Origin of the sequence: Porphyrobacter sp. HT-58-2, from assembly GCF_002952215.1 — a bacterium.
Lineage (GTDB): Bacteria > Pseudomonadota > Alphaproteobacteria > Sphingomonadales > Sphingomonadaceae > Erythrobacter.
The window spans coordinates 2,986,848-3,010,419 of sequence record NZ_CP022600.1; the positions used below are offsets into that span (position 1 = coordinate 2,986,848).

32 protein-coding genes are annotated in these 23,572 nt (G+C 64.4%); 14 read left to right on the forward strand and 18 right to left on the reverse strand.

Features of this window, described 5'->3' with window-relative positions; all coding sequences use genetic code 11:
• Nucleotides 1-4: 4 nt before the first annotated feature.
• The 10 genes from rbfA to pspF all read right to left on the reverse strand — a co-directional run bounded on the left by rbfA (nucleotide 5) and on the right by pspF (nucleotide 9,319).
• A complete protein-coding gene (gene rbfA / locus CHX26_RS14120; protein WP_104942918.1) occupies nucleotides 5-415 on the reverse strand; it encodes a 30S ribosome-binding factor RbfA in 411 nt (136 codons plus the stop codon).
• A complete protein-coding gene (locus tag CHX26_RS14125; protein ID WP_104942919.1) occupies nucleotides 415-855 on the reverse strand; it encodes a PaaI family thioesterase in 441 nt (146 codons plus the stop codon). Before CHX26_RS14125 ends, rbfA begins: the two co-directional genes overlap by 1 nt.
• Nucleotides 848-1,360, reverse strand: coding sequence for a hypothetical protein (locus CHX26_RS14130; RefSeq protein ID WP_146107746.1), 513 nt, complete (start codon nucleotides 1,358-1,360; stop codon nucleotides 848-850). The genes CHX26_RS14125 and CHX26_RS14130 overlap by 8 nt, the downstream gene beginning before the upstream one ends.
• Nucleotides 1,357-3,897 (reverse strand): translation initiation factor IF-2, encoded by a 2,541-nt coding sequence (gene infB, locus CHX26_RS14135; protein WP_104942921.1) that lies wholly within the window; start codon nucleotides 3,895-3,897, stop codon nucleotides 1,357-1,359. The genes CHX26_RS14130 and infB overlap by 4 nt, the downstream gene beginning before the upstream one ends.
• Nucleotides 3,898-3,906: 9 nt before the next feature.
• On the reverse strand, nucleotides 3,907-4,686 hold the full coding sequence (locus tag CHX26_RS14140; RefSeq protein ID WP_104942922.1) for a DUF448 domain-containing protein: 780 nt from the start codon (nucleotides 4,684-4,686) through the stop codon (nucleotides 3,907-3,909).
• Nucleotides 4,667-6,298: a transcription termination factor NusA gene (nusA, locus tag CHX26_RS14145; protein ID WP_104942923.1), complete on the reverse strand. Its 1,632-nt coding sequence runs from the start codon at nucleotides 6,296-6,298 to the stop codon at nucleotides 4,667-4,669. Before nusA ends, CHX26_RS14140 begins: the two co-directional genes overlap by 20 nt.
• Nucleotides 6,298-6,861, reverse strand: a complete 564-nt coding sequence (rimP, locus tag CHX26_RS14150; protein ID WP_104942924.1) for a ribosome maturation protein RimP — start codon at nucleotides 6,859-6,861, stop codon at nucleotides 6,298-6,300. The genes nusA and rimP overlap by 1 nt, the downstream gene beginning before the upstream one ends.
• A 172-nt stretch (nucleotides 6,862-7,033) precedes the next feature.
• Entirely contained in the window at nucleotides 7,034-7,438 is a 405-nt protein-coding gene (locus CHX26_RS14155; protein ID WP_104942925.1) for a PilZ domain-containing protein, read from the reverse strand.
• A gap of 113 nt (nucleotides 7,439-7,551) precedes the next feature.
• On the reverse strand, nucleotides 7,552-7,959 hold the full coding sequence (locus CHX26_RS14160; protein WP_146107747.1) for a PilZ domain-containing protein: 408 nt from the start codon (nucleotides 7,957-7,959) through the stop codon (nucleotides 7,552-7,554).
• Nucleotides 7,960-8,275: 316 nt separating this feature from the next.
• Nucleotides 8,276-9,319, reverse strand: coding sequence for a phage shock protein operon transcriptional activator (pspF, locus tag CHX26_RS14165; RefSeq protein WP_104942927.1), 1,044 nt, complete (start codon nucleotides 9,317-9,319; stop codon nucleotides 8,276-8,278).
• 157 nt (nucleotides 9,320-9,476) lie between these two features.
• Between pspF and CHX26_RS14170 the strand changes: the two genes are divergently transcribed.
• The 10 genes from CHX26_RS14170 (at nucleotide 9,477) to CHX26_RS14210 (ending at nucleotide 13,233) form a co-directional block, all read left to right on the forward strand.
• On the forward strand, nucleotides 9,477-9,662 hold the full coding sequence (locus CHX26_RS14170; protein ID WP_104942928.1) for a hypothetical protein: 186 nt from the start codon (nucleotides 9,477-9,479) through the stop codon (nucleotides 9,660-9,662).
• A 148-nt stretch (nucleotides 9,663-9,810) separates the two neighbouring features.
• Nucleotides 9,811-10,638 (forward strand): phage shock protein PspA, encoded by an 828-nt coding sequence (gene pspA, locus CHX26_RS14175; RefSeq protein WP_172449926.1) that lies wholly within the window; start codon nucleotides 9,811-9,813, stop codon nucleotides 10,636-10,638.
• Nucleotides 10,639-10,641: 3 nt separating this feature from the next.
• Nucleotides 10,642-10,947 (forward strand): envelope stress response membrane protein PspB, encoded by a 306-nt coding sequence (gene pspB, locus CHX26_RS14180; protein WP_104942929.1) that lies wholly within the window; start codon nucleotides 10,642-10,644, stop codon nucleotides 10,945-10,947.
• Nucleotides 10,944-11,318: an envelope stress response membrane protein PspC gene (pspC, locus tag CHX26_RS14185; RefSeq protein WP_104942930.1), complete on the forward strand. Its 375-nt coding sequence runs from the start codon at nucleotides 10,944-10,946 to the stop codon at nucleotides 11,316-11,318. The genes pspB and pspC overlap by 4 nt, the downstream gene beginning before the upstream one ends.
• 34 nt (nucleotides 11,319-11,352) lie before the next feature.
• Nucleotides 11,353-11,664, forward strand: a complete 312-nt coding sequence (locus tag CHX26_RS14190; RefSeq protein ID WP_104942931.1) for a hypothetical protein — start codon at nucleotides 11,353-11,355, stop codon at nucleotides 11,662-11,664.
• Nucleotides 11,664-12,020, forward strand: coding sequence for a hypothetical protein (locus CHX26_RS14195; RefSeq protein WP_104942932.1), 357 nt, complete (start codon nucleotides 11,664-11,666; stop codon nucleotides 12,018-12,020). Before CHX26_RS14190 ends, CHX26_RS14195 begins: the two co-directional genes overlap by 1 nt.
• Nucleotides 12,020-12,358 carry a hypothetical protein gene (locus CHX26_RS14200; RefSeq protein ID WP_104942933.1) on the forward strand — a complete coding sequence of 113 codons (339 nt, stop codon included), beginning with the start codon at nucleotides 12,020-12,022 and terminating at the stop codon, nucleotides 12,356-12,358. The genes CHX26_RS14195 and CHX26_RS14200 overlap by 1 nt, the downstream gene beginning before the upstream one ends.
• Nucleotides 12,355-12,606 (forward strand): hypothetical protein, encoded by a 252-nt coding sequence (locus CHX26_RS14205; RefSeq protein ID WP_104942934.1) that lies wholly within the window; start codon nucleotides 12,355-12,357, stop codon nucleotides 12,604-12,606. Before CHX26_RS14200 ends, CHX26_RS14205 begins: the two co-directional genes overlap by 4 nt.
• The gene (locus CHX26_RS15920; RefSeq protein WP_172449851.1) at nucleotides 12,603-12,779 is read left to right on the forward strand and encodes a hypothetical protein; all 177 of its coding nucleotides are present in this window, start codon (nucleotides 12,603-12,605) and stop codon (nucleotides 12,777-12,779) included. Before CHX26_RS14205 ends, CHX26_RS15920 begins: the two co-directional genes overlap by 4 nt.
• Nucleotides 12,780-12,822: 43 nt before the next feature.
• Nucleotides 12,823-13,233: a SufE family protein gene (locus tag CHX26_RS14210; RefSeq protein ID WP_104942935.1), complete on the forward strand. Its 411-nt coding sequence runs from the start codon at nucleotides 12,823-12,825 to the stop codon at nucleotides 13,231-13,233.
• Nucleotides 13,234-13,347: 114 nt separating this feature from the next.
• On the opposite strand, the gene CHX26_RS14215 is transcribed toward CHX26_RS14210, so the two are convergent.
• From CHX26_RS14215 to CHX26_RS14250, 8 genes are all read right to left on the reverse strand, one after another.
• Entirely contained in the window at nucleotides 13,348-13,884 is a 537-nt protein-coding gene (locus tag CHX26_RS14215) for a sterol desaturase family protein (RefSeq protein ID WP_104942936.1), read from the reverse strand.
• Nucleotides 13,881-14,666, reverse strand: coding sequence for a fatty acid desaturase (locus CHX26_RS14220; RefSeq protein ID WP_104942937.1), 786 nt, complete (start codon nucleotides 14,664-14,666; stop codon nucleotides 13,881-13,883). Before CHX26_RS14220 ends, CHX26_RS14215 begins: the two co-directional genes overlap by 4 nt.
• Nucleotides 14,667-14,781: 115 nt before the next feature.
• Nucleotides 14,782-15,330 (reverse strand): hypothetical protein, encoded by a 549-nt coding sequence (locus tag CHX26_RS14225; RefSeq protein ID WP_104942938.1) that lies wholly within the window; start codon nucleotides 15,328-15,330, stop codon nucleotides 14,782-14,784.
• A 97-nt stretch (nucleotides 15,331-15,427) separates the two neighbouring features.
• Nucleotides 15,428-16,318, reverse strand: a complete 891-nt coding sequence (locus CHX26_RS14230) for a tetratricopeptide repeat protein (protein ID WP_104942939.1) — start codon at nucleotides 16,316-16,318, stop codon at nucleotides 15,428-15,430.
• 28 nt (nucleotides 16,319-16,346) lie between these two features.
• Nucleotides 16,347-17,441, reverse strand: coding sequence for a tetratricopeptide repeat protein (locus CHX26_RS14235; protein ID WP_172449852.1), 1,095 nt, complete (start codon nucleotides 17,439-17,441; stop codon nucleotides 16,347-16,349).
• Between the two features lie 37 nt (nucleotides 17,442-17,478).
• The gene (locus tag CHX26_RS14240; protein WP_104942941.1) at nucleotides 17,479-18,630 is read right to left on the reverse strand and encodes a tetratricopeptide repeat protein; all 1,152 of its coding nucleotides are present in this window, start codon (nucleotides 18,628-18,630) and stop codon (nucleotides 17,479-17,481) included.
• Nucleotides 18,631-18,758: 128 nt separating this feature from the next.
• Nucleotides 18,759-19,598 carry a hypothetical protein gene (locus tag CHX26_RS14245; protein ID WP_104942942.1) on the reverse strand — a complete coding sequence of 280 codons (840 nt, stop codon included), beginning with the start codon at nucleotides 19,596-19,598 and terminating at the stop codon, nucleotides 18,759-18,761.
• Nucleotides 19,599-19,681: 83 nt separating this feature from the next.
• Nucleotides 19,682-20,098, reverse strand: coding sequence for an acyl-CoA thioesterase (locus CHX26_RS14250; RefSeq protein WP_104942943.1), 417 nt, complete (start codon nucleotides 20,096-20,098; stop codon nucleotides 19,682-19,684).
• A gap of 135 nt (nucleotides 20,099-20,233) precedes the next feature.
• Between CHX26_RS14250 and leuC the strand changes: the two genes are divergently transcribed.
• Genes leuC through CHX26_RS14270 form a run of 4 tightly spaced genes read left to right on the forward strand, consistent with a single transcriptional unit; the run spans nucleotide 20,234 to nucleotide 23,524 of the window.
• Nucleotides 20,234-21,664, forward strand: a complete 1,431-nt coding sequence (gene leuC, locus CHX26_RS14255; protein WP_104942944.1) for a 3-isopropylmalate dehydratase large subunit — start codon at nucleotides 20,234-20,236, stop codon at nucleotides 21,662-21,664.
• A gap of 45 nt (nucleotides 21,665-21,709) precedes the next feature.
• Nucleotides 21,710-21,886: an LPXTG cell wall anchor domain-containing protein gene (locus tag CHX26_RS14260; protein WP_104942945.1), complete on the forward strand. Its 177-nt coding sequence runs from the start codon at nucleotides 21,710-21,712 to the stop codon at nucleotides 21,884-21,886.
• Nucleotides 21,887-21,897: 11 nt separating this feature from the next.
• Nucleotides 21,898-22,500, forward strand: a complete 603-nt coding sequence (leuD, locus tag CHX26_RS14265) for a 3-isopropylmalate dehydratase small subunit (RefSeq protein ID WP_104942946.1) — start codon at nucleotides 21,898-21,900, stop codon at nucleotides 22,498-22,500.
• Between the two features lie 25 nt (nucleotides 22,501-22,525).
• Nucleotides 22,526-23,524, forward strand: coding sequence for an NADPH:quinone oxidoreductase family protein (locus CHX26_RS14270; RefSeq protein WP_104942947.1), 999 nt, complete (start codon nucleotides 22,526-22,528; stop codon nucleotides 23,522-23,524).
• Nucleotides 23,525-23,572 lie beyond the last annotated feature (48 nt).

Below are 23,572 nucleotides of genomic sequence, written 5' to 3' on the forward strand. Positions count from 1 at the left end.
GGCGCTATTCTTCCTCGTCGAGATCGCCGCCCAAATCTCTGGTGACCTTGGGATCACGCAGCAGCGCCTCGATCCGGTCCGCCTCGGCAAAGCTTTCGTCCTTGCGGAAACGCAGCTTGGGCGCGAATTTGAGGCCAAGGCGTTGGGCCACCTCGCGCTGGAGGAAGGCAGTGTTCTGACGGAGCGCGTGGACGACTTCATCCTCGCCCGCACCCAGCAGCGGCTTCACATAGGCCGTAGCGTGGCGCAGGTCGGGCGTCATGCGCACTTCGGTGACGGAGACATGTGACGCGCTCACCACATCGTCATGCACCTCGCCGCGCGCGAGCAGTTCGGACAGGATATGCCGCACCCGCTCGCCCACCTTGAGGACCCGCACCGACTGCTGTTCGGCGGTGAAGGGTTGCTTGGCCATCAGCGCGTCATCCCGGTCTGTTCGGGGGTCGGGCGCGGGGTCGGGATCGCGGTGGAGGTCGAGCGGGCGTAGATCGTGCCATCCTCGCCCAGCAATTCCCCTTCGAGGAAGATCACCCTCTGCCCGGCGCGCACCACCCGGCCCTTGCCAATGATCGTCGCGCCTTCGGGGATCAGGCGAATGAGGCTCATCGAAATCTCAAGGTTCAGCGGGGCCATCTCCCCGCCCGTGGCCGCGACATAGGCATAGCCCATCACGTCATCGAGATAGCCCGCGACCAAGCCCCCCTGCACGCCGCCGCGCCAGGTGGTCATTTCGCGCTTGACGGTAAAGCGCATGGTCGCGGTCTGGGTCGCTTCGTCAAAGCTGACAAACTCGCTGCCGAGCAGCGCCGTATGCGGCGAGGCGCCCGCATCGTCGGGATCGGTGCAGTTAATCATTGCTAGACGACTTTTTGCGCAAGCCGAGCCATCCCACGAACGCGAGGAGGATCGCAACAATCGAACCTACAAGACTTAAGAGAATTGTCCTCAGCTCAGATACTTGCTGTTGAAGCGCGCCGACCTGCTCCTTTTGCCTTTCCTCAATTGTATCGATATCATTACGCATTGTCGCCAAAGCAATTACGCGATCTGCGCTTTGCGACAGCGCCTCATCCAACGCCTTTTGGCGATCCTCAATCGCTATGACCCGCGTGCTGTCAATCGGGGTTAATGGCTCACCTTCGGAGTAGACATCTCCTTTGAGAGTGTCGATTTGAGAACGCAGAGTCGCAATCTCTTCATTCTGGATCTTGTCGAGTGGATCCAGAAAAAGGCTTTGCTCTCCTCCGATGGTGGCCAAAAAAAACAGTGAAATGGCAGATACAGCGATACCAGCGGTAGCGGCCGACACGGACGCTACTTGAGAGAGCTTAGATCGAATCCGTTCGAGATTGTCGCTCACAGCGTCCGCTCACGCTCCTCGACCGAGAAGACTTCGAGGTTGTCGCCCGGCTTGATGTCGTTGGTGTCCTCCAACACCACGCCGCATTCGAGACCGGCACGTACTTCGTCGACATCGTCCTTGAAGCGACGCAGCGAGGCGATCTTGGTGGCCGAGACGATGACATCGGCGCGGGTGAGACGCGCGAACAGACCCTTGCGGATCGCGCCTTCCAGCACCAGCAGACCCGCTGCCTTGTCCTTTTTGCCCGCAGGGAAGACCTGCTTGACCTCGGCACGGCCCACGACCGTCTCGATGCGCTCCGGCCCAAGCTCGCCCGCCATTTCCTTGGCCACGGCATCGGTGAGGTGATAAATGACGTCGTAATACATCATCCGCACGCCATCGCGCTTGACGAGGTCGCGCGCCTTGGCATTCGGGCGCACGTTGAAGCCGATGATCGGTGCCTTAGAGGCCGCTGCCAGGAGCACGTCGCTTTCGGTAATCGCACCGACGCCCGCGTTGAGCACGCGCACCTTGATCTCGTCATTCGAGAGGTTGTGGAGCGCGTTGACGATCGCTTCGACCGAGCCCTGCACGTCGGCCTTCACCACCACCGGATACTCGATGACGTTGGAGGCGAGGTTGTTGAACATCGTGTCGAAGTTGGTCGGGGCCAGCGCGGTGCGCTTTTCCGTCGCGATTTCCTGACGATACTTGGCGACCTCGCGGGCGCGCTGTTCGTTTTCGACCACGGTGAGGTTGTCGCCCGCTGACGGCACGCCGCCAAGGCCCAGAACTTCGACCGGCATGGAGGGGCCGGCTTCCTTGAGCTGCTGCCCCTTGTCGTCGACGATCGCGCGCACGCGGCCGCTTTGCGTGCCGACCACGAAGTTGTCGCCGCGCTTCAGCGTCCCGCGGGTCACCAGCACCGTCGCCACCGGGCCGCGGCCCTTGTCGAGCTGGGCTTCGATCACGGTCGCTTCAGCATCGCGGTCCGGGCGGGCCTTCAGTTCGAGCAGTTCGGCCTGAAGGTTGATCGCTTCGATCAACTTGTCGAGCCCCGCGCCGGTCTTGGCCGAAACCTCGACATCCTGCACGTCGCCCGACATCGCCTCGACGATCACTTCATGCTCGAGCAGGCGTTCGCGGATCTTCTGCGGGTTGAACTCGGGCTTGTCCGACTTGGTGATCGCCACGATCATCGGGACGCCCGCCGCCTTGGTGTGATTGATCGCCTCGATCGTCTGCGGCATCAGCCCGTCATCGCCCGCGACCACCAGAATGACGATGTCGGTGACATTGGCACCGCGCATCCGCATTTCGGTAAAGGCCGCGTGGCCCGGCGTATCGAGGAAGGTGATCTTTGCCTTGTCCTTGGTGGTGATCTGATAGGCGCCGATATGCTGGGTGATGCCGCCGGCCTCGCCCTTGACCACATCGGTGCCGCGCAGCGCGTCGAGCAGACTGGTCTTGCCGTGATCGACGTGACCCATGATCGTCACCACCGGCGGACGCGGCTTCTGGGTTTCGATCGGATCCTCGTCCGCGCTGGTGTCGATATCGACATCGCTGGCGGAAACGCGGGTAATGTTATGGCCGAACTCCTCGACCAGCAGTTCGGCCGTGTCCTGATCGATGGTCTGGTTGACCGTGACCATCATGCCCATGTTGAACAGGGCCTTCACCAGATCGGCGCCCTTTTCGGCCATGCGGTTGGCAAGTTCGCCCACGGTGATCGCCTCGGGCACGACCACATCGCGCACCTGCTTTTCACGCGGCTTCGACGGCCCGCCCTGACCACGGCGTTCCTTCTCGCGCGCACGCTTCAGCGCGGCGAGACTGCGCGCACGGCGGCCTTCATCCTCGTTGAGGGCGCGCGTGACAGTCAGCTTGCCCGACCGGCGGTTGTCCTTGCCCGCATCGATCGGCGCAGCGCGCTTGTCGTCCTTCTTCTTGCCCTTGACCTCGGGGGCCGGACGCTTCGGCTCGGGGCGCTCGACCGGGGTAAAGCGGCGAGCGGCAGGGACAGTCGCCTCAGCCTTGGCGGCGGGCGCAACGCCTTCATCAGCGGCGGGCGCTTCAGCGTCAGGCGCCGTCGCCAGAGGCTCAGGGGCAGCGGCTACTTCGGCGCGCTGCTTTTCGGCCTCTTCTTCGGCGCGGCGGTTTTCCTCGGCGCGGCGGCGTTCCTCCTCCTCGCGCTCGCGCGCTTCAGCTTCCTCGCGCTTGCGGGCTTCCTCGGCCAGACGCAGCCGCTCTTCCTCCGCTTCGAGCTGGAGGCGCTTCACGCGCTCCTGCGGGGTCTCACCAGCAGGGGCGGGACGCGCGGGCGGCGGCGGAGGCGGCGGTGCGGCCACGACCGGCTCGGGCGCGGGCGGCGGCGGGGGCGGCGGCGGAGCAGCCTCACCCGGTTTACCGAGCACGCGGCGACGCTTCACCTCGACCACCACCTTGTTGGTGCGGCCGTGACTGAAGGTCTGCTTGACCTCGCCCGCATCAACCGAGCGTTTGAGGCCCAGAGGCTTGCGGGTGCGCTGGTTGTCGTTGTCGTCGCTCATTATCGCTCGTCAGTCCTTCACGTATTCATCAAAATCAGCCGACCGGCCCTGCGGCTGATCGGCGTGGCCGGATTGATCCCGGCCCGTCTCATTCGTCGCGCTCGCCCGATCATCCCCGGTGTAATGCACCAGCCGGGATACCGCCTGAAGCACGCGGGTTGCCGCGCGCATGTCGCCGGGATGACCGGCAACGCCCAGGTGGACCACATTGTCGCGGCCCAATGCCACAGACAGCGCGGTGCGGTCTAGGGGCAAGACTTCGCCGCGTGCGCCTGTGCCTTCGGCATCCGTGCCGACACGCCACGCCTGATCAAGCTTGCGCCGCCCGTCTTGGCTGCTGTCAGCAGCATGGAGCAGCAGCGCGATCCTCCCGGAGCGCGCCTGTTCCTCGATCCGCGAGGAGCCCATCACGATATTTCCGGAACGCAGTTCCAGCCCGAGCCGATCACAGAGATGGCGCGCCAGCGCCGCCTCGACCCGCGCGGGAAGATCGTCGGGAATGGCAAGCGGCGCCCCCTTGAAGGCACGCATAAGGGCCTTCTTCAGGCTGCCATCAGCCAGAGCGGTTTCCAGCCGAGGCTGGGTCACACCGATCCACGCGCCCCGCCCCGGGGCCTTGCCGGCGGCATCAGGCAAAACCAGCCCATCCGGCGAAATCGCCAGCCGCACAAGCATGTCGCGCGGCGAATTCTCCCCGGAGAGGATACAGCGCCGCTCGCTCCCCGCAGCAGCGGAAAGCGACGGCTCAGCGATGTCGGACGTCAGGCGCTCATTGGGTGGAGTCCGCATGGGCGGCCTCCTCGGTCGGCTCTTCGTCCGCGAACCAGTGCGCGCGGGCAGCCATGATGATTTCGTTGCCCTGCTCTTCCGACAGGCCATATTCGCCCAGCACGCCGCCCTTGTCGGTTTCGCGCTGCGGACGACGCTGCGGCGGGCCGTCGGCCTGGCCACGACGGCGCGGGGCCTCGCGCTTCTTCGCAATCAGTTCGTCGGTCGCAAGATCGGCCAGATCGTCGAGCGTCTTGATCCCGGCCTTGCCGAGCGTGACCAGCATCGCTTCGGTGAGGTGCGGAATTTCGGCGAGCGCATCTTCAACGCCCAGACCACGACGCACTTCGCGGTGCGCAGCTTCCTGACGCTCAAGCGCTTCCAAGGCACGGCTCTGGAGTTCCTCGGCCAGTTCCTCGTCGAAGCCTTCGATGGTCGCGAGTTCAGCGAGGTCGACGTAAGCCACTTCCTCCAGCTCGGCGAAGCCTTCGGCCACCAGCAGCTGCGAGAGGGTTTCATCGACGTCGAGTTCTTCCTCGAACATCTTGGAACGCTCGGCGAATTCCTTCGAGCGCTTCTCCGAGGCTTCTTCCTCGGTCATGATGTCGATCTGGTGGCCGGTGAGCTGGCTCGCCAGACGCACGTTCTGACCACGGCGACCAATAGCCAGCGACAGTTGATCGTCCGGCACCACCACTTCGATGCGGCCGTCATCCTCGTCAAGCACGACGCGGCTGACCGTGGCGGGCTGGAGCGCGTTGACCACAAAGGTTGCGGTGTCTTCGCTCCAGGGGATGATGTCGATCTTTTCGCCCTGCAATTCCTGCACCACCGCCTGCACGCGGCTGCCCTTCATGCCGACGCAGGCGCCGACCGGGTCGATGCTCGAATCGCGGCTGATCACGCCGATCTTGGCGCGGCTGCCGGGATCGCGGGCGGCGGCCTTGATCTCGATGATGTTGTCGTAGATTTCAGGCACTTCCTGCGCGAACAGCTTCTTCATGAAGTCGGGATGCGCGCGGCTGAGGAAGATTTGCGGGCCGCGGTTGTTGCGCTCGACCTTGGTGATAAGCGCACGCACGCGCTCGCCCACGCGGGCGGCTTCGCGCGGGATCTGCTGGTCGCGGCGGATCACGCCCTCGGCCCGGCCCAAGTTGACGATCACATGGCCGAATTCGACCGACTTGATCACGCCGGTGATGACTTCGCCCTGACGGTCCTTGAATTCCTCGTACTGACGCTCGCGCTCCGCGTCGCGAACCTTCTGGAAGATCACCTGCTTGGCCGACTGCGCGTCGATGCGACCGAGATCGACCGGCGGCAGCGGATCGACGATGAAATCGCCGACCTTGGCGCCCGGCTGGAGCTTTTCGGCCTGCTTCAGATCAACCTGCTTGAAGTAGTCCTCGACCACGTCGACCACTTCGACGACGCGCCACAGCGTCAGATCGCCGGTCAGCGGATCGAGCTTGGCGCGAATGTCGTTTTCCGCGCCATAGCGGTTTCGCGCGGATTTCTGGATCGCTTCTTCCATCGCCTCGATGACGATCGCCTTGTCGATCATCTTTTCCGAGGCAACCGCATTGGCGATTGCGAGAAGCTCAGCCTTGTTGGCGGAAATGGCGCTGGCCATCAGTCGTCTGCCTTTTCTTCTTCTTCGATGAGTTCGTCGACCCCGCTGGTGTCCAGCGGGCGGGTGGCGGCGATCAGCGCGTCGGTGAGGACGAGCTTAGCCATATGAATCTGTTGGCGCGGCAGGCGAACATCGCCCGCCTTCACTTCCTTGACGAGGACCATACCATCCTCAAGCCCCCCAAGCACGCCCTTGTTGACGCGTTGACCATCAAAGCCCTTGTCCATGACGATCCGCACCTCGTGCCCTGCCCAGTTCACGAAGTCCTTGTCGCGGGTCAGCGGACGGTCGATTCCGGGGCTGGAAACTTCGAGGTGATAGGCATCCTCGATCAGCACGTCGCCCGCTTCCTCGGCGGCATCGAGCACATCCGACACGCGGCGCGACAGAGCGGCACACTGGTCGATCACCAGCTGGCCGGTTGCCGGATCCTCGGCCATGATTTGCAGCGCCATGCCGCCATCGCCTGCCTCGGACGGCAGAAACGCCACGCGCACAAGATCAAAGCCGAGCGCCGCAGCCTCGGGTTCGATCAATTGTGTCAGGCGCGCGATATCGGCCATGCGGGCTCCAGAATGATGACATTGCGCAAATGCGGTGTGGGGCCGGCCCCGTGCGGCGCCAGCATCCAAACCTTGTTGCGACAATGTCGGGATTGGCAGGCGCAATAGTCGCCTTTGCCCCGTTTGGCAAGCATCTTCGCGGCCGCCCGCCAGTTTGCCCTGCGCGAGCGGCCTAGCTGTCCCCCGCAACCCAGCGCCGCACCTGATCGCGCAGGGCCTGCTGGTTGCGCAGCTCGAAACCTTCGGCAAACCTGCGGATCCGGAGCACGTCTTCGTGCAGGATCGGATCGTCGAATTCCATCGCATTGACGGCCATCTCGGGCCTGCGCTCGGCCCGCACAATCATGCCGAAGATTTCCAGACGGCCGATCTCGATATAGCCGCTCTTTCCTTCGGCAAGAGGCGCGGGCAGCGCGATGCGGGCGCCGGTACGGGAAATGTCCATCAGAACGCAGGACTGGGTCGCGTAGATCGACACAAACCGTGCCGGGACGGCCAGCCGCAGGCGCGCAGCAGCGCGGCGGCCTGTGGACACCGCTTCATCCTGCGCGGCAGAGGAAAGAGGTTGCGCTGCCATGACGACGCAATGCTCGCCGCCAATGCTGAAAATAAGCCCTGCCAGGCTCCCGGGAGGATTACTTACTCATCCTGCGGGAGGCGCGCCCGTGCAGCCCGCTTAGCGGGCCGGGGTCAGGCCGTGCGTTCGTCGCTATTGTCGCCAGTCACCCATTTACGCGCGGTCTCGATCAGCGCGCGCTTCTCGCGTTCCTCGAAGGTCTCGTGATAGCGGCGGATCTCCAACACGATTTCGTCGGTGAGCGGCTCATCGAATTCCAGCGCGTTAAGGCCAAACTCGCTACGCGTAATGATCGCAAAGTTATTGATGATGCCACATCGCAGGATCGCCCCCTCGCCCTCACGCATGGCATCAAGAATGGCAACCTGCGCACCCGTGCGCGACAGGTTGAGAAGAATGCAGGTATGGACCTTCTCAACTGCGACCAGTTGAGCAGGCAGACTTAAACGCAGTCGTGGAGCAGCGCGGCGACCGACAGGCACCCCTGCTTTGGCATCCTTGTCCGGATCGGGATCCACCATCGGTTGCGCTCCCTTCCGCAGCCACGTCGAAGCCCCATCGACTGGCATCACGACGTGCGACTCGGCAACGGTATCAAGTGCAACCCGCGACTGTTTAACCGAGGAAGAGCCATGCGGCAAAGGTGTCATAAGACGCATTGCATGGTCATCAGGCACGCCGACATGAGTCACGTCAGGCCGTTCAGGCTCAGAGCACGAGCGAACGGGCCTTGCCGCTGATTGCGCCATATCTCTGACTGATCTTTGCATCCTGTCGTCGCCCCGGACCCCGCCCTTTCAATAATCGCCAGAGCTTTAAAAACGGTAAGGAACGCTCTCAGTCCTGGCCTTCCATCAAGCCATGCTTACGGATGCAGTGACGCAGTTGGTCATAGGTCAGGCCGAGCGCTCGCGCCGTCTGACGCTGGTTCCAGCGATGCTTGCCTAGCGCGTGGGCGAGGATTGCGCGTTCGTGCGCATCGACTGCGGCGCGCAGGTCATCGACGTTGTCATAGCCTGTGGCCGCAGGCCCGGCTGGCACCGCACCGCTTGATGCGGCAACAGGTGCCTGCGGGGAGGCGCGTCGATGTTCGGGTGGACGCGGGCGCCATGGGCTGTCGAACGGATCGAACTGCACATGGGCGATCGCCATGTCCGGCGCGTCCCAGCGATAGACCGCGCGTTCAATCACATTGCGCAGCTCGCGCACATTGCCGGGCCAAAGGTGATCCTCCAACGCTTCCATCACGTGCGGGGCAAAGCCGGGCCAGCGCTCCCAGTCGAGCTCGGCTGCCATGCGCCGCCCGAAGTACTCCGCCAGCACGCCAATATCGCCCTCACGCACGCGGAGCGGAGGCAAGGTGATGACTTCGAAACTGAGCCGATCGAGCAGATCAGCGCGAAATTCCCCCGCGGCGGCGAGAGCAGGCAGATCGTCATTGGTCGCCGCAATGATGCGCACATCGACCCGGATCGGCCGCGAGGCGCCAATGCGCGTGACCTCGCCATACTCGACCGCGCGCAGCAAGCGTTCCTGCGCGCCCATGGAAAGCGTGCCGAGTTCATCGAGGAACAGCGTTCCCCGGTCCGCCTCCTCGAACCGCCCCGCGCGCGCTCTGGTCGCACCGGTGAAAGCCCCTGCCTCATGGCCGAACAGCTCGGCCTCAATCAGCGTTTCGGGCAAAGCAGCGCAATTCATCGTTACCAGCGGCTCGTCCCACCGGCTCGACAAGCGGTGAAGACGTTCGGCGATCAGCTCCTTGCCGGTGCCGCGCTCGCCGATCACCAGCACCGGACGGTTCATCGCCGCAGCCCGACTGGCGCGCTCGACCGCGTCCAGAAAGGCCCCTGATTGACCAATGAACTGCGTCTCAAGCTTCATGTCCAAACTATAGTGAAATTCCCCAATGCTTGGCAATAGAGACCAATGCCCGACCGTCACTTGCGCCAGAAAACCGCGCAAATCCGCCATTCGGGCAGTTTGGCACGGCGGTTGCAGATTGGATGGCAAGACCACGGATACGACTTGGGAGGCCATAATGATCAACCGCAATGCAAGCCAAGCCAGCTTCTGGAGCTCCAAGCTCGGCCAGGCCGCGATGGCCAGCATCGCTGCCATGGTGATGATGATCGCGCTGACATCCCAGCTTCAGCCGGGGGCGGCCAGCGCCGCTCCGCTTGGTCACCCCGCTGCCGAAGCCGGCGCCTTGATCGAGGTTGCCTGACGTGAGCGATCACGAGAATCCCCTCGGGCCGGAGCGCCCCATGCAGGCTGTCCCTCCTGCAAACGCCGGTCACACCGCGGAACCCACCCGCGATGCAGGTACCAGCGAAGCTCCGGCCCACCCTTCCCGCCTGCTGTCGGCGGGGCGCATGTCGCGGCTCGATGAAGAAATCGAAGCCTTGCGTCGCAGCCCCACCCCGACGCAATCTCGGCGCGACAACGCCCAGCCGCAGGACGAGCGAGTCGCTCCCCTCGACCGGGTCAATTCGTTTCTCGATGGAGTAGCCTTCATGGGCATTTTCAGCCGCACCCGCGACATCATTGCTGCCAATTTCAACGATATGCTCGACAAGGCGGATGATCCGACCAAGATGATCCGCATGATCATCCTCGAAATGGAGGAGACCCTGGTCGAAGTCCGCGCCAGCGCGGCGCGCACCATCGCCGACCAGAAGGAAATGCACCGCCACTGCGTGAAGCTTGATCGCCTCCAGGCCGACTGGGCTGAAAAGGCGCAGCTCGCGCTGTCGAAGGACCGCGAGGATCTCGCCCGTGCGGCGCTGGTCGAAAAGAAGAAGGCTGGCGACATGGCCGAGCAGCTCAAGGCTGAAATCGCGGTGCTCGACGATGCCCTGCGCGCCTACGAGGACGATATCGCCAAATTGCAGCACCGCCTGCGCGAGGCCCGCAGCCGCCAGACCGCAATTGCCGCGCGCCTCGAAAGCGCCGAAAACCGCGTGAAACTGCGCACCCTGATGAGCACCGAGCGCACCGACGAGGCGCTGGCGCGGTTCGACCAGCTCGAACGCCGCGTCGACTACGCCGAGGGCCGCGCCGACGCTTTGCAGATCGCAGAAGGCAAGACCCCGTCGCTCGCCGATGAAATTGCCGCTCTCGCCGGGTCGGACGCGATCGACGACGAACTGGCTGCCATGAAAAAGGCGCTTGGCAAATCCGGCGAAGACAAGGGGGAATAAGCCATGGATGGAGGAGAAGTCATTGCCGCCCTGGCGCTGTTCATTGGCGCACCCTGGGTGATCCTGCACTACATCACCAAGTGGAAGACAGCCCCAACCATCACATCGGATGACGAGGTGCTGCTTGAGGAGCTCTACAACCTGGCCCGCCGGCTCGACGAACGGATGGACACGGTGGAACGGCTGGTCGCTTCGGACGACCCCGCCTTCACCCCCGCCCGCCGCCTGATCGCCGATCAGGAAAAGGACAACCAGCAGCTTCGCGAGTTGGAAGCACTGATCGCCGAGAAGAAGGGAACGACGCGATGAACAGCCCCCGGACCACGCTTTACCGCGACAAGCACAACGGCAAAATCATGGGTGTTTGTGCAGGCATCGCCGACTATACCGGAGTGAACGTGTTCTGGGTCCGCCTGGCGACCATCGCTCTCACATTCGGGCTCGGCTGGCCGATCATGGCCTATTTCATCGCCGGTTTCTTCCTCAACAAGAAGCCACCGCATCTCTACCGTGACGAAAGCGAGCAGAAGTACTGGCAGTCCGTCCGGCAGAGCCCGAAGCGCACCGCCCGCGAAATCCGCGCGAGCTTCCGCGACATCGACCGCCGCCTCGCCGCTGTCGAGCACCATTATGTCAGCAGCAACCCGCGCCTGACCGCCGAGATCGAGCGGCTGCGCTGAAACCCGCAATCACACTCAAAGGGGGACGCATATCATGGAAGGCTACCTGGCCCTGATGATCCCGATCATCGCATTGATGATCCCGATCGTCGCAATCTGGACCAAGCACCAGCAGAAAATCGCTGAAATGCAGGTTGGTGCCACCGCCGAGCAGACCGCCGAAAAGGCTGCGCAGTACGCCAGCCACATTCAGCGGCTCGAAGACCGGGTGCAGGTGCTCGAACGCATCGTCACCGATCGCGGCTACGACATTGCAACGCAAATCGAGGCGCTGCGCGACACGCGCCGGGTTGATGAAGCAGGCGCGGGCGTCCCGCTCGGCCTAGGCAGCAAGGAGCGCGTGTGATGCAGGCGTCCGATTTTCTCCCCTATCTGGGCTGGATCATCCTAGCCTGCACCGTGCTTGGCGGGATGGGTATCCTCGTCTCGTTCCAGACCACCCGCATGAAGATTAAGAACGGCTATCCGCTCGAAGGGATGTGGGGCCAGTCGCTGAAGCCCGGCTCGGACAAGGAAACCGCGCACCGCGTGACCCTGCTGACCCAGGAAAACGCCGAACTGCGGGCAGAGCTGGGTTCGATGAAGGACAGGCTTGCCAATGTCGAACGGATCGTCACCGACGGCGGATATCACCTCGGCGCGGAAATCGACGCCCTGCGCGACCGCGCGCTGGCAGGCCTCAAGGACAAGGGCGAAGCATAATGAGCTTTTGGACCGCCGCAGTCATCATCTTTGCCATCTGGGGCCTGGTGCAGATCTACACCCGTCGCCATGACCGCGAACTGGGCGTGACCCGCGATGAGGATGGCAACCCGGTCTTCGCCCCGCGTGATGACGGGCAGGCAGCTGCGGCGCTTGAAGCTTCGCGCAGGGAGATTGCCGAACTTGCCGAACGCGTGAAGGTGCTCGAACGCATCGCCACCGATGGCAACACCAGCGATGCGCGTGAACGGGCGCGGATCGCCGCTGAGATCGAGGCGCTGCGCGGGCTGCCGAACGCGCATAATTCCGACGAACGCCAGAAGGAGCAGAGCCAGTGACCACGCCCCTTTTCGACCCCTCCATTATCACCGCCGGTTCCTCCCTGATCGCGGTCATCGTCATCGCCGCTGCTCTGCTGCGCGCCTGGCAGGGATGGCTCGATCTCAAGCGGCACGAGCTTGAGCGTGCGCCCGAGGACAAACGCCCGGATCACGGCCTCGCGCTGGGCACGGCGCGTATCGAGATGGCGGATCTCAAGGAACGCATCCGCAAGCTGGAAGCGATCGCCAGCGGGGTGGAGCTGTGAGCGGCGCGCGCGATACCGCCACGCAGGCGGGGATCGGCCTTGGCAGCGCCATCGCCGTCGCCATCAGCTGGAGCCTCAACCAGTCGATCATCTGGGCGATCATCCACGGCTTTTTCGGCTGGTTCTACGTGATCTACCATGCTCTCACCCGGCCGGGCGGGCTCGGCGGATAATCACCCCTTTGCGTTGGAGTGCCGCCCTGTCTAAGGGCGGCCCATGCGCACTCTTTCCGACATTCTTGAGGAATATGAATTCCTCGACGGCGATGACCGTTACGGCCTGCTGATCGAGCTGGGCCGTAGCCTTGAACCCATGCCCGATGCACTGAAGACCGACGCCACGCTGGTGCGCGGGTGTTCGGCGGCGGTCTGGGTCTATCCCGCAGGCACCGACGCCGAGCGCCTGCACTTCCTTGCCGACAGCAATGCCGCGATCACCAAGGGCATCGTCGCGCTTGTCATCGCCGCGGTGCAGGACAGGCCGGCCGCCGAGGTTGCCAGCATGGACGTGATGGGCGCGCTCGCCCCCTTCGATCTCAAGAACCAGCTGTCGAGCAACCGCACCCAGGGCGTGCCGAACATGATCGCGCTGGTGAAGGAACACGCCAGCCGCCTCGCCGCAGGCTGAGCGGCTGTTTCACGTGAAACAGCGCGCGCAAGCCGGGGGCAAACCCCGCCGAGAGGGAGGCTAACCGGGGTCTGGAGGGGGTCTGAACCGAGTCAAGCTGCCGTTGAAACCGGCCTAGATATTGCGCCCGACCGCTTCGAATTCGTCGCCGCCCGCGCCCGCGCTGTCACGCACCACGGCAAGACCCGCTTCCTTCTGCGCCTTCAGTTCAGCCTTCAGCTTGGCCGGATCACGCGCGAAGACGAAACCGAAGCTCACCCCGCCTTCCTTGCCGATCGTCGCATGGTGGAGCTTGTGCGCCTGCACCAGCCGCTTGGCATAGCCCTTCCTCGGCACCCACTTCCAGTAACGCTGATGCACCAGGCCATCATGCACCAGCGTGTAGATCACCCCGTAAAGGCTGATCCCCACCGCAAACCACCACAGCCAGTCCCAGTAGAGCGAGCCGTAGATATACATCGCGGCATTGATCGTGCCGAAGACCACCGCGAACAGATCGTTCTTTTCCAGCATGTTGTCATGCGGTTCGTGATGGTCGCGGTGCCACGCCCAGCCCCAGCCATGCATGATGTACTTGTGCGCATACCACGCGAACAGCTCCATCCCGATCAGCGAGGACATGACGGTGAGGAAAATTTCGAGCCAGCTCATGCAGGCACCTTTTCAGTCAATGCGTCGCGGCCCACCCCGGCCCGGCGCGCTGCCGGGAGCGCCCACCACGGCACATCGGGGCGGCGGTGATGTTCGAGATGATAGCCGAAATGGAAGCAGGTGGCGAGGCTCGCCAGCGTGCCGAAATCCTCGGAGCGGGTGTTGTGACGATCCGCAAAGCGCTGCGCGTCTTCGCCGGGCTTGTGACAATGCGGGCGATAGGTGCCGAAATAAAACAGCTGCAGCGATGATCCCAGCGCGGGCAGGCCGTAGAGCAGCACGATCTGGACCATGGGAATGTCCAGCACCAGCCAGTAAATCCCGACGACAGTGTGCACGAACACCAGCGAACGCCAGCCGAAATAGCGCCGGAAGAAAGTAGCATACCAGCGCCAGAAATTGTCGGGATGATGCTCGTCGAAATCGGGATCGCCCGCATGGCCAGCCAGCTTGTGATGGGCAAAATGCGCATCGCGCAACTGCTTCCAGGCAAAGCCGGCATACAGCGCCAGCAGCACCGCGCCGATGGTGCCGTTCACACGCGGCGCGCCCGGCACGAGGCTGCCGTGCATCGCATCGTGGCAGACGATGAACACGCCCACCGAAAGCCAGCACTGCACCACCGCCAGCATCAGCGCAAAGGGCCAGTTCGACCATGTCAGATCGAACACGAACATGCCGTAGGCATGGATGCCCAGCCAGCTCCCGGCAATCGCCAGTGCCAGCGCAAGGCCGAGGGCGCGTTGGCGCGGACGCTGAGGCAGAGCGAAGTGCGGGTTCATCTCAAGGGGATACGCGCAGGCGGGCCATGCGGATGCGTATAGAGCGCGCGCGGCAAACGGCAATTGCGTTTGCGCAAAACAGGATTGCGCCGCGCACGGCAGCAATGTGCCGGTTTCAACCTTCGCCCGAAACTGGCAGCGCCCGCGTGAGCAGCACCGCACCGCATTCGTCCGCCACCTCGGTTTCGATCCGCCCTTCGAACTGCATGAGGCCGTCGCTGCGCGCGGTAAAGCGGCCCTCGAAATCGGCGGCGCCCTCCCCCGTCTCAGGCGCGACCAGCCAGCCGAGATTATCGAGCGTCACATGGCCATCGGCGCGGATCTCACCCACCAGCCGGAAGCTCCCCGCACTCTCGCCATGGATTCCGGCACGTCCGGAGATCACGGGGAAGAAGGCATAGCGGCCTTCGAGGCGGTAGGGGTAGTCGGGCGTGTCACCGGGGATGACGCGGGTGATTTCCAGCAGCGCGCCATGTTCGCCGTTCTCGCAGACATGGCTCCCGCCATAAAGGCCGGCAAGGCGCAGCGGCTCTGGCGGCAGTTCGGCGCGCGCCGGGCCGGATGGCGCAAACGCCAACGCCAGTGCGGCACAAGCGGCAATCCGCCAGAGGCTGGCTGTGGCCGTTGAAGCCTTGCCAATGGCGCAGGGTGGTGTCTTGACCATGGCAATCCTCCCTCGTCCCCTGGCTTGCGCGGCGCTGCGCAGTACACGCCCGTCAAGCCTGCGCCAAGCAGCACGCCTGTTCGCTGACCCCACCTTACTACTGCCCCAGCATACTCCGCGCCGTACAACCTCTTGTGTATCCCCCATCGCAGGCGCGCTGAAAGGCGGCTCGCGCCGCGGGCAGATCGAAAGCGCCGCCTTCGCCCTTCACCAGGAAGGTGCCCAAACTGAAACAGCCGTGCGCGTTGCCGCCATCACAGGCGCGCTGCGCCAGGCTCCGCGCACGCGGCAGATCGGCAGAGCCACCCTCGCCTTTCGCCAGCATTGTGGCCAAGCCGGAGCAGCCCTCCGCACTCTTGCCATCGCAGGCCCGCTCGAACAGGCTCCGCGCGCGCGGGAGGTCGGCGGGTCCGCCTTTGCCGTCCCTCAGCAAGACGCCCAGATTGTAGCATCCCCCTGCATCTTTCAGATCGCAGGCGCGCTGAAGGGCGGTTCGCGCGTTTGGCAGGTGGGCAGGACCACCCTGGGCGTTCACGAGCATGAGGCCCAGGTTGAAGCATCCATCCACGTCGTTCCCGTCACAGGCGCGCTGGAACGCGCTTCGCGCCTTGGGCAGGTCGGCAGGGACCCCCATGCCCTTCGAAAGCATAAGCCCCAGACTGAAACATCCCTGAGCTTCGTTCCCGTCGCATGCGCGCTGGTAAAGGTTCAATGCTTTGGGCAGATCGGCAGGGCCGCCTTGGCCTGTCCTCAGCATGTACCCAAGGTTAAAGCAGGCCTGTGCATTCTTGCCATCGCAGGCGCGCTGGAACAGGGTTCGTGCCGTGGCAAAATCACCTCTCTGGTAAGCCGCCCAGCCAGACTGAAATGTGCTCGCAGGCGAGGTCGGCGTTTGTGCCTGCCTTGCCTGTGCCGGGATTGCCGCTGTTGCCAGTGCCAGCCCCGCCAGCACCGCCCCCCAATGCCGCGCGCTTGCCGCGATCCGCATTTGTCACCTCATTTGTCGTCAGCGCCCATCAATACGTGGTGTTACAATCGTTCCAGTAATCGGTGTAGGTGTGGCACGAATTGCGCGCGCCGGTGGTGCGGTCGACATAGCAGACCTTGCGCTGCGGGCAGACGCGGCGTTCGGTCGGGCGGTAGGCGGGCGGTGCGTTCATGCGGTCGAAGATGCTCACCACCTGCGGGCGAAAGCGGGCCATGTCGCCCTTGATCTTGGCATCGCCGTGGGTCTCGGCGAAGGCCATCCAGTGCAGGATTTCGTTCTGGTGCTTCTTCACATCCTTGCGTTGAAGCAGGGCACTGGCGGCGATCACTGCGCCCACCACCTCACCCTGATCGACAAGGTTGCGCCCGAGCCTGTAGGCAAGACCGTAATCGGCCTTCACCCCGGCCCCGCGATTGACCAGATCGGCGGCGGAAAAGGTGGCGTGGACGTGGCCGCGCTCGGCCGCCTGCTTGAAGTATTCCAGCGCCTTCTTCGCGTCTTTCTTCGTACCGATCCCCTCGGCATGGATCAGCCCCAGCATGAACAGCGCATCGACGTGCTCGGTCTTGGCGGCGGCTTCGAGATGCTCGAGCGCCTTGGCCGGATTCTGCGGGCCAAGACCGCTGGGCTGCATCCTGAGGACACCGACCAGATAGTTGGCCGAGGGATCGCCCAGCCGCGCGGCTTCCGCCAAAGTGGCAATGCCGAGACTCGCATCGACATCCGGCACCCGCCCGTTCAGCGTCGCCAGCGCAAGTTCGTAATGGGCGGCGGCATCGCCTTGCTGGACATACTGGGTGAGCTGGTAGAACGCCTCCTGCGTCACCACGTCGCGGTTGGTTGCCTGCGCCAGCAGCGCGTCGGGCGGCGCGGGACAGGGCTGGCGCGCGGCGGCGTTGGCCTCATAGGCCTCGGCAAAGTCCTCCTCCGCGTCCGTGAGCCTGGCCCCGCCCGCCTCACGCTTCGCCAGCAGGTCATAGGCCCCATGGCAGTTGGAGCGCTGGTGATGCTTGCGCCCCGGATCAGGAAAGCCGCCGTTGATCTGGCCCGAGGCGAGGCCCGCCCCGGCCAGCCCGATCACCGCCGCGCCGATCGTGATGGTCGCCAGAAATCGTGATGTCATGTCAGTTCCCCCCATCTGATAAAGCGACCCCCACGCCTCAGTAGCAGTCGAAATCGAGCACCGTCGTCCCCGCCGTCACCCCGCGGGTGCGCGCCTGTCGTGCGATGCAAGCGCTGAAGGTCTCATCCGATCGGCGCGGGTCATTGCCAAAGCCGGGTCGCGGCCGCGTCAGCGGTTCCCACGCCCGCGCCATCTGTTCGGCAAAAGCGCGCCGGTTGTTTTCGTTCTCGGCCTTCTTGTAGCGCTGGCGCCAGGTCGAACAGTGCGGCCCGCGGTACTGGCAATAGACCGCGACGTCATAACCGAAGGTCTGGAGGCTGGTCATGTCCGGCCCCTGCGTGTCGATCATGTAGACGAATTCGGCCTGCCGGATATTGGGCGCAATCCTTGCCAGCACTTCTTCGGCGCCCTTGTCGCCCTTGCGCGCGGCGCGCACGAGAAAGCGCGCGGCTTCAAGGTAATCGCGGCTCGTCCCCTCGCCATAGGCCAGCATCCAGCCGACGGCATATTCGGACGGCGTATCGCCGGAATCGGCGAAGGGGCGCAGCAGCTGGTAGGCGCCGGGATAGAGCCTGCGGTTGAAGGAATCGAGCCCCATCCGGTAATCCGCCTGACTGAGCCCGGCGGTCGACGGCGGGGCCGGGGGCGTGCCGGTGGCGACCTTGCGGAGATTGTCGCAGGCGGTGTTGGCACCGCCATCGCAGGCAGACTGATAGAGCTGCTTCGCCCGCCCCAGATCGGCCCGTCCGCCGCGCCCGGATTCGAGCAGGATCGCAAGGCTGTTGCAGGCCTGCGCTATGCCTTCACGGCAGGCACGTTCATGCGCCATGCGCGCCTGCGTATCATCGCGCCCGCCGCCCTTGGCCTCCATCGCCATATTGCCGAAATTGTAGCACCCCGCTGCCCAGCCGAGATCACAGGCACGGCTCAGGCGCTGGCGGGCCGCCGGTAGATCGGCGGCGCCCCCGATCCCGTCAGTCAGCATCACGCCAAGGTTGAAGCAGGCGCGGGCATGGCCGCCATCGCAGGCCCTGCCAAAGTGGCCCCGGGTGGTAACCATGTCCCCGGCCTTGTAGGTCTTGGCGCCTTCGCTCCACGCCTTTTCGGCATCCTTGCTTGGCTTGTTGGCGGACGCGGGCAGCGCCAGCGCACAGGCAAGAACACAGAAAATCGAAAGCAGACGCAGCATTCTTCATCCCCCCGGATCAGTGCGCAGGATTGGCCGCCAAAGCTTACCCCTTTGCACGCTATGGCCAGAATATGCCGAAGGCCGTGCGGGTCAAATCCCCTGTTCGGGTAAGGCAGGCGCGCCCGGTTTCAGCCCGCCGGCTTTGGCTTGATCCAGTTGTAGAGATAGTCGGGCATGATCACCCGGTTGGCATAGCTGCCATCAACCACCGCATCGAACACGGCATCGTAAAGGATGTGGCGCAGCAGCAGCTTGTCACTTTCCTCCGGGAAGGCGTTGATCACCGCATAGGTCTGCGAGATCAGTTCGCGCAGCGGCGCATAGGCGTTCTGCGTGGTCGAGCTTGCAACGCGCGGCTTGGCCTCGGCCAGCAGCAGCGCATGAAAATTGCGGGCATGGTCGCGCGAACCGATACTGGCCCTGGCGAGCCGGCGCAGCGCGTCCTGCCGCTGCTTTTCGCTCCAAGTCGCGTCCCATGCCGATACCACCGGCTCGACATCGAGCAGGCTGGCAACAGAGGCCCGCATGGTATCGTTGATGACCTCCGACATCAGCAGATAGCCCTTGTCCGCTCCGTCCGCAGGTTTGGCAGGACTGACCGTGATCGTCCTGATCGGCCCCTTGAACGTCACCTCGACGATCAGATCGCGTTCATCGTCACTGATGCGGCCATCGGCAAGCACATGGCGACGCAGGGCTGCGACCCCGGCCTCGTCCCACTGCCCGCGTGGCAGGCGGTCACGGATGGCATTGGCGGCAGCATAAAGTGCAGGGCTGGCGGCCACACGGTTATCGGTCGGGCCATAATAGCGTTGATGGCGCTCAGGCCGGGCAGCGAACTGCGCTTGCGACAGTTTCGCGCTGTCCTCGCTCCATTGCGACGCACCCCGCCTGGTCTGTGCCTGCACGGAGGAAAGGGCCACTGCTCCGAGCATTACGGCAGAGACAGCAAAAAGCTGGCGGATCATGGCGAGGCGTCTCCTCCACGGCAGTATGATCGCTTCATCGCCTACCGCATCGCGCCGGGCAATCCCCCGATCAGGTGACGCCCCTAGGGCGCGGGCGGGAAGAAGAAGGCACGCAGATGCTCGCCGATGCGCGCGGGGCGCAGGGTTTCGGCATCGATGCAGCACCAGCTTGATTGCACCTCGGCCAGCACCTCCTCGCCGCGCTTGATCAGCGTCGAATAGAACGCGCGCGCCCCGTTGAAGCGTTCCAGCACGGTCTGGGCAATCACGGCATCATCAAGAAAGGCGGGCTTGCGATAGGTGATCTCGTGCTTCAGCGCGACCCATGCCTTGGATGCCACATCTTCGGCCGGAGCGATCCCGCGCCAATGCGCCAGCACCGCGTCCTGCACCCAATTGAGATAGCGGGCATTGTTGACGTGGCCCATGAAGTCGATGTCGGCCGGTTCGACCGTGATCGGGTGAAAAAAGGGCGCGGCGGGGGATTCGGTTGCTGACATATTTGTCAGTATACCGTGGGAACCTTGCAAATCCATGACGATTTTGACGCGTATCAAGCACACATCTTGCGCGATGGCGCACCCGGCGTCTAATCGCCCCCTCCCCACCCCCTTGCACACAGGGAATGACACAAGATGGCCAGCCGCCCGCGCACGCTTTACGAAAAGATCTGGGACGCGCACGTCGTCGAGACGCGCGATGATGGCACCGCGCTGATCTACATCGACCGGCATCTGGTGCACGAAGTTACCAGCCCGCAGGCGTTCGAGGCGCTGAAGGTGGCCGGACGCCCGGTGCGGCGACCTGAACTCACCCTCGCGGTGCCCGATCACAACCTGCCCACCACCGCGCGGCTGGACAGCGCAGGCAAGCCCGTCCCCATCGCCGATCCCGAAAGCGCAGCCCAGCTCGCCATGCTGGAAGTCAACGCGCCCGCCTTCGGCATCCGCTACATCCCCGCGACCGCGAAGGAACAGGGGATCGTCCATGTCGTCGGCCCCGAACAGGGCTTCTCGCTTCCCGGCACCACCATCGTCTGCGGGGATTCGCACACCGCCTGTCACGGCGGCCTCGGTGCGCTCGCCTTCGGGATCGGCACCAGCGAGGTCGAGCATGTGCTGGCGACGCAAACCCTGCTGCTCCAGCAGTCGAAGCCGATGGAGGTGCGGGTCGAGGGTGATCTCGGCCCCGGCGTTTCCGCGAAAGACCTGATCCTCCACATCATCGGCCGCATCGGCGCGGCGGGTGGCTCTGGCTATGTGATCGAATATCGCGGCAAGGTGTTCGAGCGCATGACCATCGAGGAACGCCTCACGGTCTGCAACATGAGCATCGAGGCGGGCGCACGCGCCGGTCTGATCGCGCCCGACGATGTCACCTTCGCCTACATCAAGGGCCGCCCGATGGCCCCCAGGGGCGCGGAGTGGGATGCGGCGGTGGCCTATTGGCGCACGCTCCATTCGGACGAGGGCGCGGTCTTCGCCAAGTCGGTGACGATCAACGCCGCCGATGTCGAACCCAGCGTCACCTGGGGCACCAGCCCCGAGGATGTCGTCCCCATCGGTGGCCGCGTGCCGCACCCCGAGGACTTCGCCGACGATAGCAAGCGCGTCGCCGCGCAGAAGAGCCTCGATTACATGGGCCTCACCCCCGGCACGCCGATGACGCAAGTGCCGATCGAGAACGTCTTCATCGGCAGCTGCACCAACAGCCGGATCGAAGACCTGCGCGCCGCCGCCGCGGTGCTCAAGGGCCGCCGCAAGGCCGACAACGTGCGCTGGGCCATTGTCGTCCCCGGATCGGGTCTCGTGAAGGCCATGGCCGAGGAGGAAGGCCTCGACCGCATCTTCACCGAAGCAGGCTTCGAATGGCGCGAACCGGGCTGTTCGGCCTGTCTCGGCATGAACCCCGACAAGGTTCCGCCGGGCGAACGCTGCGCCTCGACGTCAAATCGCAACTTTGTCGGGCGGCAGGGGCCGGGCGCACGCACGCACCTCGTCTCCCCCGCGATGGCGGCGGCCGCCGCAGTCACCGGGCGCCTTGCCGATGTGCGCGAACTGGTTTGATCCCAACCCCTTGAAACGCACCGCAGCGAGGCGCATGAAACAGTCATGACTGACAAGCCCAAGAACAACACCGCCCGCAACGCCGCTCTGGCCGCGGCTGGCGCCATCGGATCGGCGGCCATCGCGGCCGCGCTGCTTTATGCCGGCAAGCGCAAGAAGAAGCAGAACGAGGAGGCCCAGTCCGGCGCGATCCCGTCGGGCGAGCCGCCCGAAACCGACTGACAGGACACGCCATGGAACCCCTCACCCGCGTTGAAGGCCGCGCCATTCCGCTCGGCCTCAAGAATGTCGATACGGACATCATCATCCCCGCCAAGTGGCTCAAGACCATCAGCCGCGAGGGCCTCGGCGCGGGCGCGTTTGAAGTGCTGCGCGCGGAACCGGGCAACGTGTTCGACGATCCCGCCTACAGGCACGCGCCGATCCTGATCGCGGGCGACAATTACGGCTGCGGGTCGAGCCGTGAGCACGCTGCATGGGCAATGCTCGATCTCGGCATCCGCGTGGTCATCGCGCCGAGCTTTTCCGATATCCATTCGGGCAATGCGGTCAAGAACGGCATCCTGCCCGTGGTGCTGCCGCAGGAGGCGGTCGACCGGCTGCTGGAAGTCGCGCGCGAGGGGCAGGCAATCACGGTCGATCTGGAAAGCCAGACCGTCACCACCCCCTATCAGGATCGCTTCGCCTTCGAGATCGACCCGTTCCGCAAGCACTGCCTGCTGAACGGGCTCGACGAGGTCGGGCTGACCATGGCGCGGGGCGAGGCGATCGGCGCCTTCGAGGCGCAGCGTACCGCCGCCCAGCCGTGGCTGATGCGCGGCACTGAGGCCGCATAGAATTACAATACCGGGAGAGGACACAATGAAAGCCATTCGCACCCACCAGACCGGCGGGCCTGAGACGCTGACGCTCGACGAGGTCGAGGTTCCCACCCCCGGTGCAGGCGAAGTACTGGTCGCGGTCAAGGCCTGTGCGATCAACTATCCCGATGGCCTCATCATCCGCGACATGTATCAGTTCAAGCCACAGCGCCCCTTCTCCCCCGGCGGCGAGATCAGCGGCGTGATCGAAGCGGTCGGTGAGGGTGTCGAAGGCTTTGCCGTGGGCGACCGGGTGCTGGCCGGGATCGGCAATGGCGGCCTCGCGGAGAAAGTCGTCGTCCCCGCAGGCCGGATGTTCAAGGTGCCGGACGGCGTGCCGTTCGAGAAGGCGGCCAGCCTGTTGATGACCTATGGCACCACCATCCACGGGCTCAAGGACCGCGGCCACATCAAGGCCGGTGACACCGTGCTGATCCTCGGCGCAGCGGGCGGCGTGGGGCTTTCCGCCATCGAGCTTTCCAAGGCCTTCGGCGCGCGCGTGGTCGCCGCTGTCTCCTCCGAGGCCAAGGGCGAAGTCGCCCGCAAGGCCGGGGCCGATGAAGTCGTGATCTACCCGCGCGAGGCGATGGACAAGGATGCCTCCAAGGCGCTGGCCGACGCCTTCAAGAAGGCCTGCGGCCCGGAAGGCGCGAATATCGTCTATGACATTGTCGGCGGGCAATATTCCGAACCCGCGCTGCGCGCGATCGCGTGGGAGGGCCGCTTTCTGGTGGTCGGCTTCCCCGCCGGGATCGCCAAGATGCCGCTTAACCTCACCCTGCTGAAGTCCTGCGACATCTGCGGCGTGTTCTGGGGCGCCTTTACCGCGCGCGATCCCAAGGGCTTCCATGCGCAGGTGAACGAGTTGTTCGACCTCATGGCGGCGGGCAAGATCGATCCGCTGGTGAGCGAAACCTTCCCCCTTGCCCGCGCGGGCGATGCCATCGCCAAGCTCGAAGCGCGCGAGGCGGTGGGCAAGCTCGTCGTGACGATGGAATAAAGTCTCATAATTGTGTCCGACCCGCGCGGCTTCACCCTTGAAGCCGCG

Excerpts from the sequence above, each read along its gene's own strand:
- rbfA (WP_104942918.1), bottom strand. The coding sequence starts at position 415 with ATGGCCAAGCAACCCTTCACCGCCGAACAGCAGTCGGTGCGGGTCCTC.
- CHX26_RS14125 (WP_104942919.1), bottom strand. The coding sequence starts at position 855 with ATGATTAACTGCACCGATCCCGACGATGCGGGCGCCTCGCCGCATACG.
- infB (WP_104942921.1), bottom strand. The coding sequence starts at position 3,897 with ATGAGCGACGACAACGACAACCAGCGCACCCGCAAGCCTCTGGGCCTC.
- CHX26_RS14140 (WP_104942922.1), bottom strand. The coding sequence starts at position 4,686 with ATGCGGACTCCACCCAATGAGCGCCTGACGTCCGACATCGCTGAGCCG.
- nusA (WP_104942923.1), bottom strand. The coding sequence starts at position 6,298 with ATGGCCAGCGCCATTTCCGCCAACAAGGCTGAGCTTCTCGCAATCGCC.
- rimP (WP_104942924.1), bottom strand. The coding sequence starts at position 6,861 with ATGGCCGATATCGCGCGCCTGACACAATTGATCGAACCCGAGGCTGCG.
- CHX26_RS14155 (WP_104942925.1), bottom strand. The coding sequence starts at position 7,438 with ATGGCAGCGCAACCTCTTTCCTCTGCCGCGCAGGATGAAGCGGTGTCC.
- CHX26_RS14160 (WP_146107747.1), bottom strand. The coding sequence starts at position 7,959 with ATGGTGGATCCCGATCCGGACAAGGATGCCAAAGCAGGGGTGCCTGTC.
- pspF (WP_104942927.1), bottom strand. The coding sequence starts at position 9,319 with ATGAAGCTTGAGACGCAGTTCATTGGTCAATCAGGGGCCTTTCTGGAC.
- CHX26_RS14170 (WP_104942928.1), top strand. The coding sequence starts at position 9,477 with ATGATCAACCGCAATGCAAGCCAAGCCAGCTTCTGGAGCTCCAAGCTC.
- pspA (WP_172449926.1), top strand. The coding sequence starts at position 9,811 with ATGTCGCGGCTCGATGAAGAAATCGAAGCCTTGCGTCGCAGCCCCACC.
- pspB (WP_104942929.1), top strand. The coding sequence starts at position 10,642 with ATGGATGGAGGAGAAGTCATTGCCGCCCTGGCGCTGTTCATTGGCGCA.
- pspC (WP_104942930.1), top strand. The coding sequence starts at position 10,944 with ATGAACAGCCCCCGGACCACGCTTTACCGCGACAAGCACAACGGCAAA.
- CHX26_RS14190 (WP_104942931.1), top strand. The coding sequence starts at position 11,353 with ATGGAAGGCTACCTGGCCCTGATGATCCCGATCATCGCATTGATGATC.
- CHX26_RS14195 (WP_104942932.1), top strand. The coding sequence starts at position 11,664 with ATGCAGGCGTCCGATTTTCTCCCCTATCTGGGCTGGATCATCCTAGCC.
- CHX26_RS14200 (WP_104942933.1), top strand. The coding sequence starts at position 12,020 with ATGAGCTTTTGGACCGCCGCAGTCATCATCTTTGCCATCTGGGGCCTG.
- CHX26_RS14210 (WP_104942935.1), top strand. The coding sequence starts at position 12,823 with ATGCGCACTCTTTCCGACATTCTTGAGGAATATGAATTCCTCGACGGC.
- CHX26_RS14215 (WP_104942936.1), bottom strand. The coding sequence starts at position 13,884 with ATGAGCTGGCTCGAAATTTTCCTCACCGTCATGTCCTCGCTGATCGGG.
- CHX26_RS14220 (WP_104942937.1), bottom strand. The coding sequence starts at position 14,666 with ATGAACCCGCACTTCGCTCTGCCTCAGCGTCCGCGCCAACGCGCCCTC.
- CHX26_RS14225 (WP_104942938.1), bottom strand. The coding sequence starts at position 15,330 with ATGGTCAAGACACCACCCTGCGCCATTGGCAAGGCTTCAACGGCCACA.
- CHX26_RS14230 (WP_104942939.1), bottom strand. The coding sequence starts at position 16,318 with ATGCGGATCGCGGCAAGCGCGCGGCATTGGGGGGCGGTGCTGGCGGGG.
- CHX26_RS14235 (WP_172449852.1), bottom strand. The coding sequence starts at position 17,441 with ATGACATCACGATTTCTGGCGACCATCACGATCGGCGCGGCGGTGATC.
- CHX26_RS14240 (WP_104942941.1), bottom strand. The coding sequence starts at position 18,630 with ATGCTGCGTCTGCTTTCGATTTTCTGTGTTCTTGCCTGTGCGCTGGCG.
- CHX26_RS14245 (WP_104942942.1), bottom strand. The coding sequence starts at position 19,598 with ATGATCCGCCAGCTTTTTGCTGTCTCTGCCGTAATGCTCGGAGCAGTG.
- CHX26_RS14250 (WP_104942943.1), bottom strand. The coding sequence starts at position 20,098 with ATGTCAGCAACCGAATCCCCCGCCGCGCCCTTTTTTCACCCGATCACG.
- leuC (WP_104942944.1), top strand. The coding sequence starts at position 20,234 with ATGGCCAGCCGCCCGCGCACGCTTTACGAAAAGATCTGGGACGCGCAC.
- CHX26_RS14260 (WP_104942945.1), top strand. The coding sequence starts at position 21,710 with ATGACTGACAAGCCCAAGAACAACACCGCCCGCAACGCCGCTCTGGCC.
- leuD (WP_104942946.1), top strand. The coding sequence starts at position 21,898 with ATGGAACCCCTCACCCGCGTTGAAGGCCGCGCCATTCCGCTCGGCCTC.
- CHX26_RS14270 (WP_104942947.1), top strand. The coding sequence starts at position 22,526 with ATGAAAGCCATTCGCACCCACCAGACCGGCGGGCCTGAGACGCTGACG.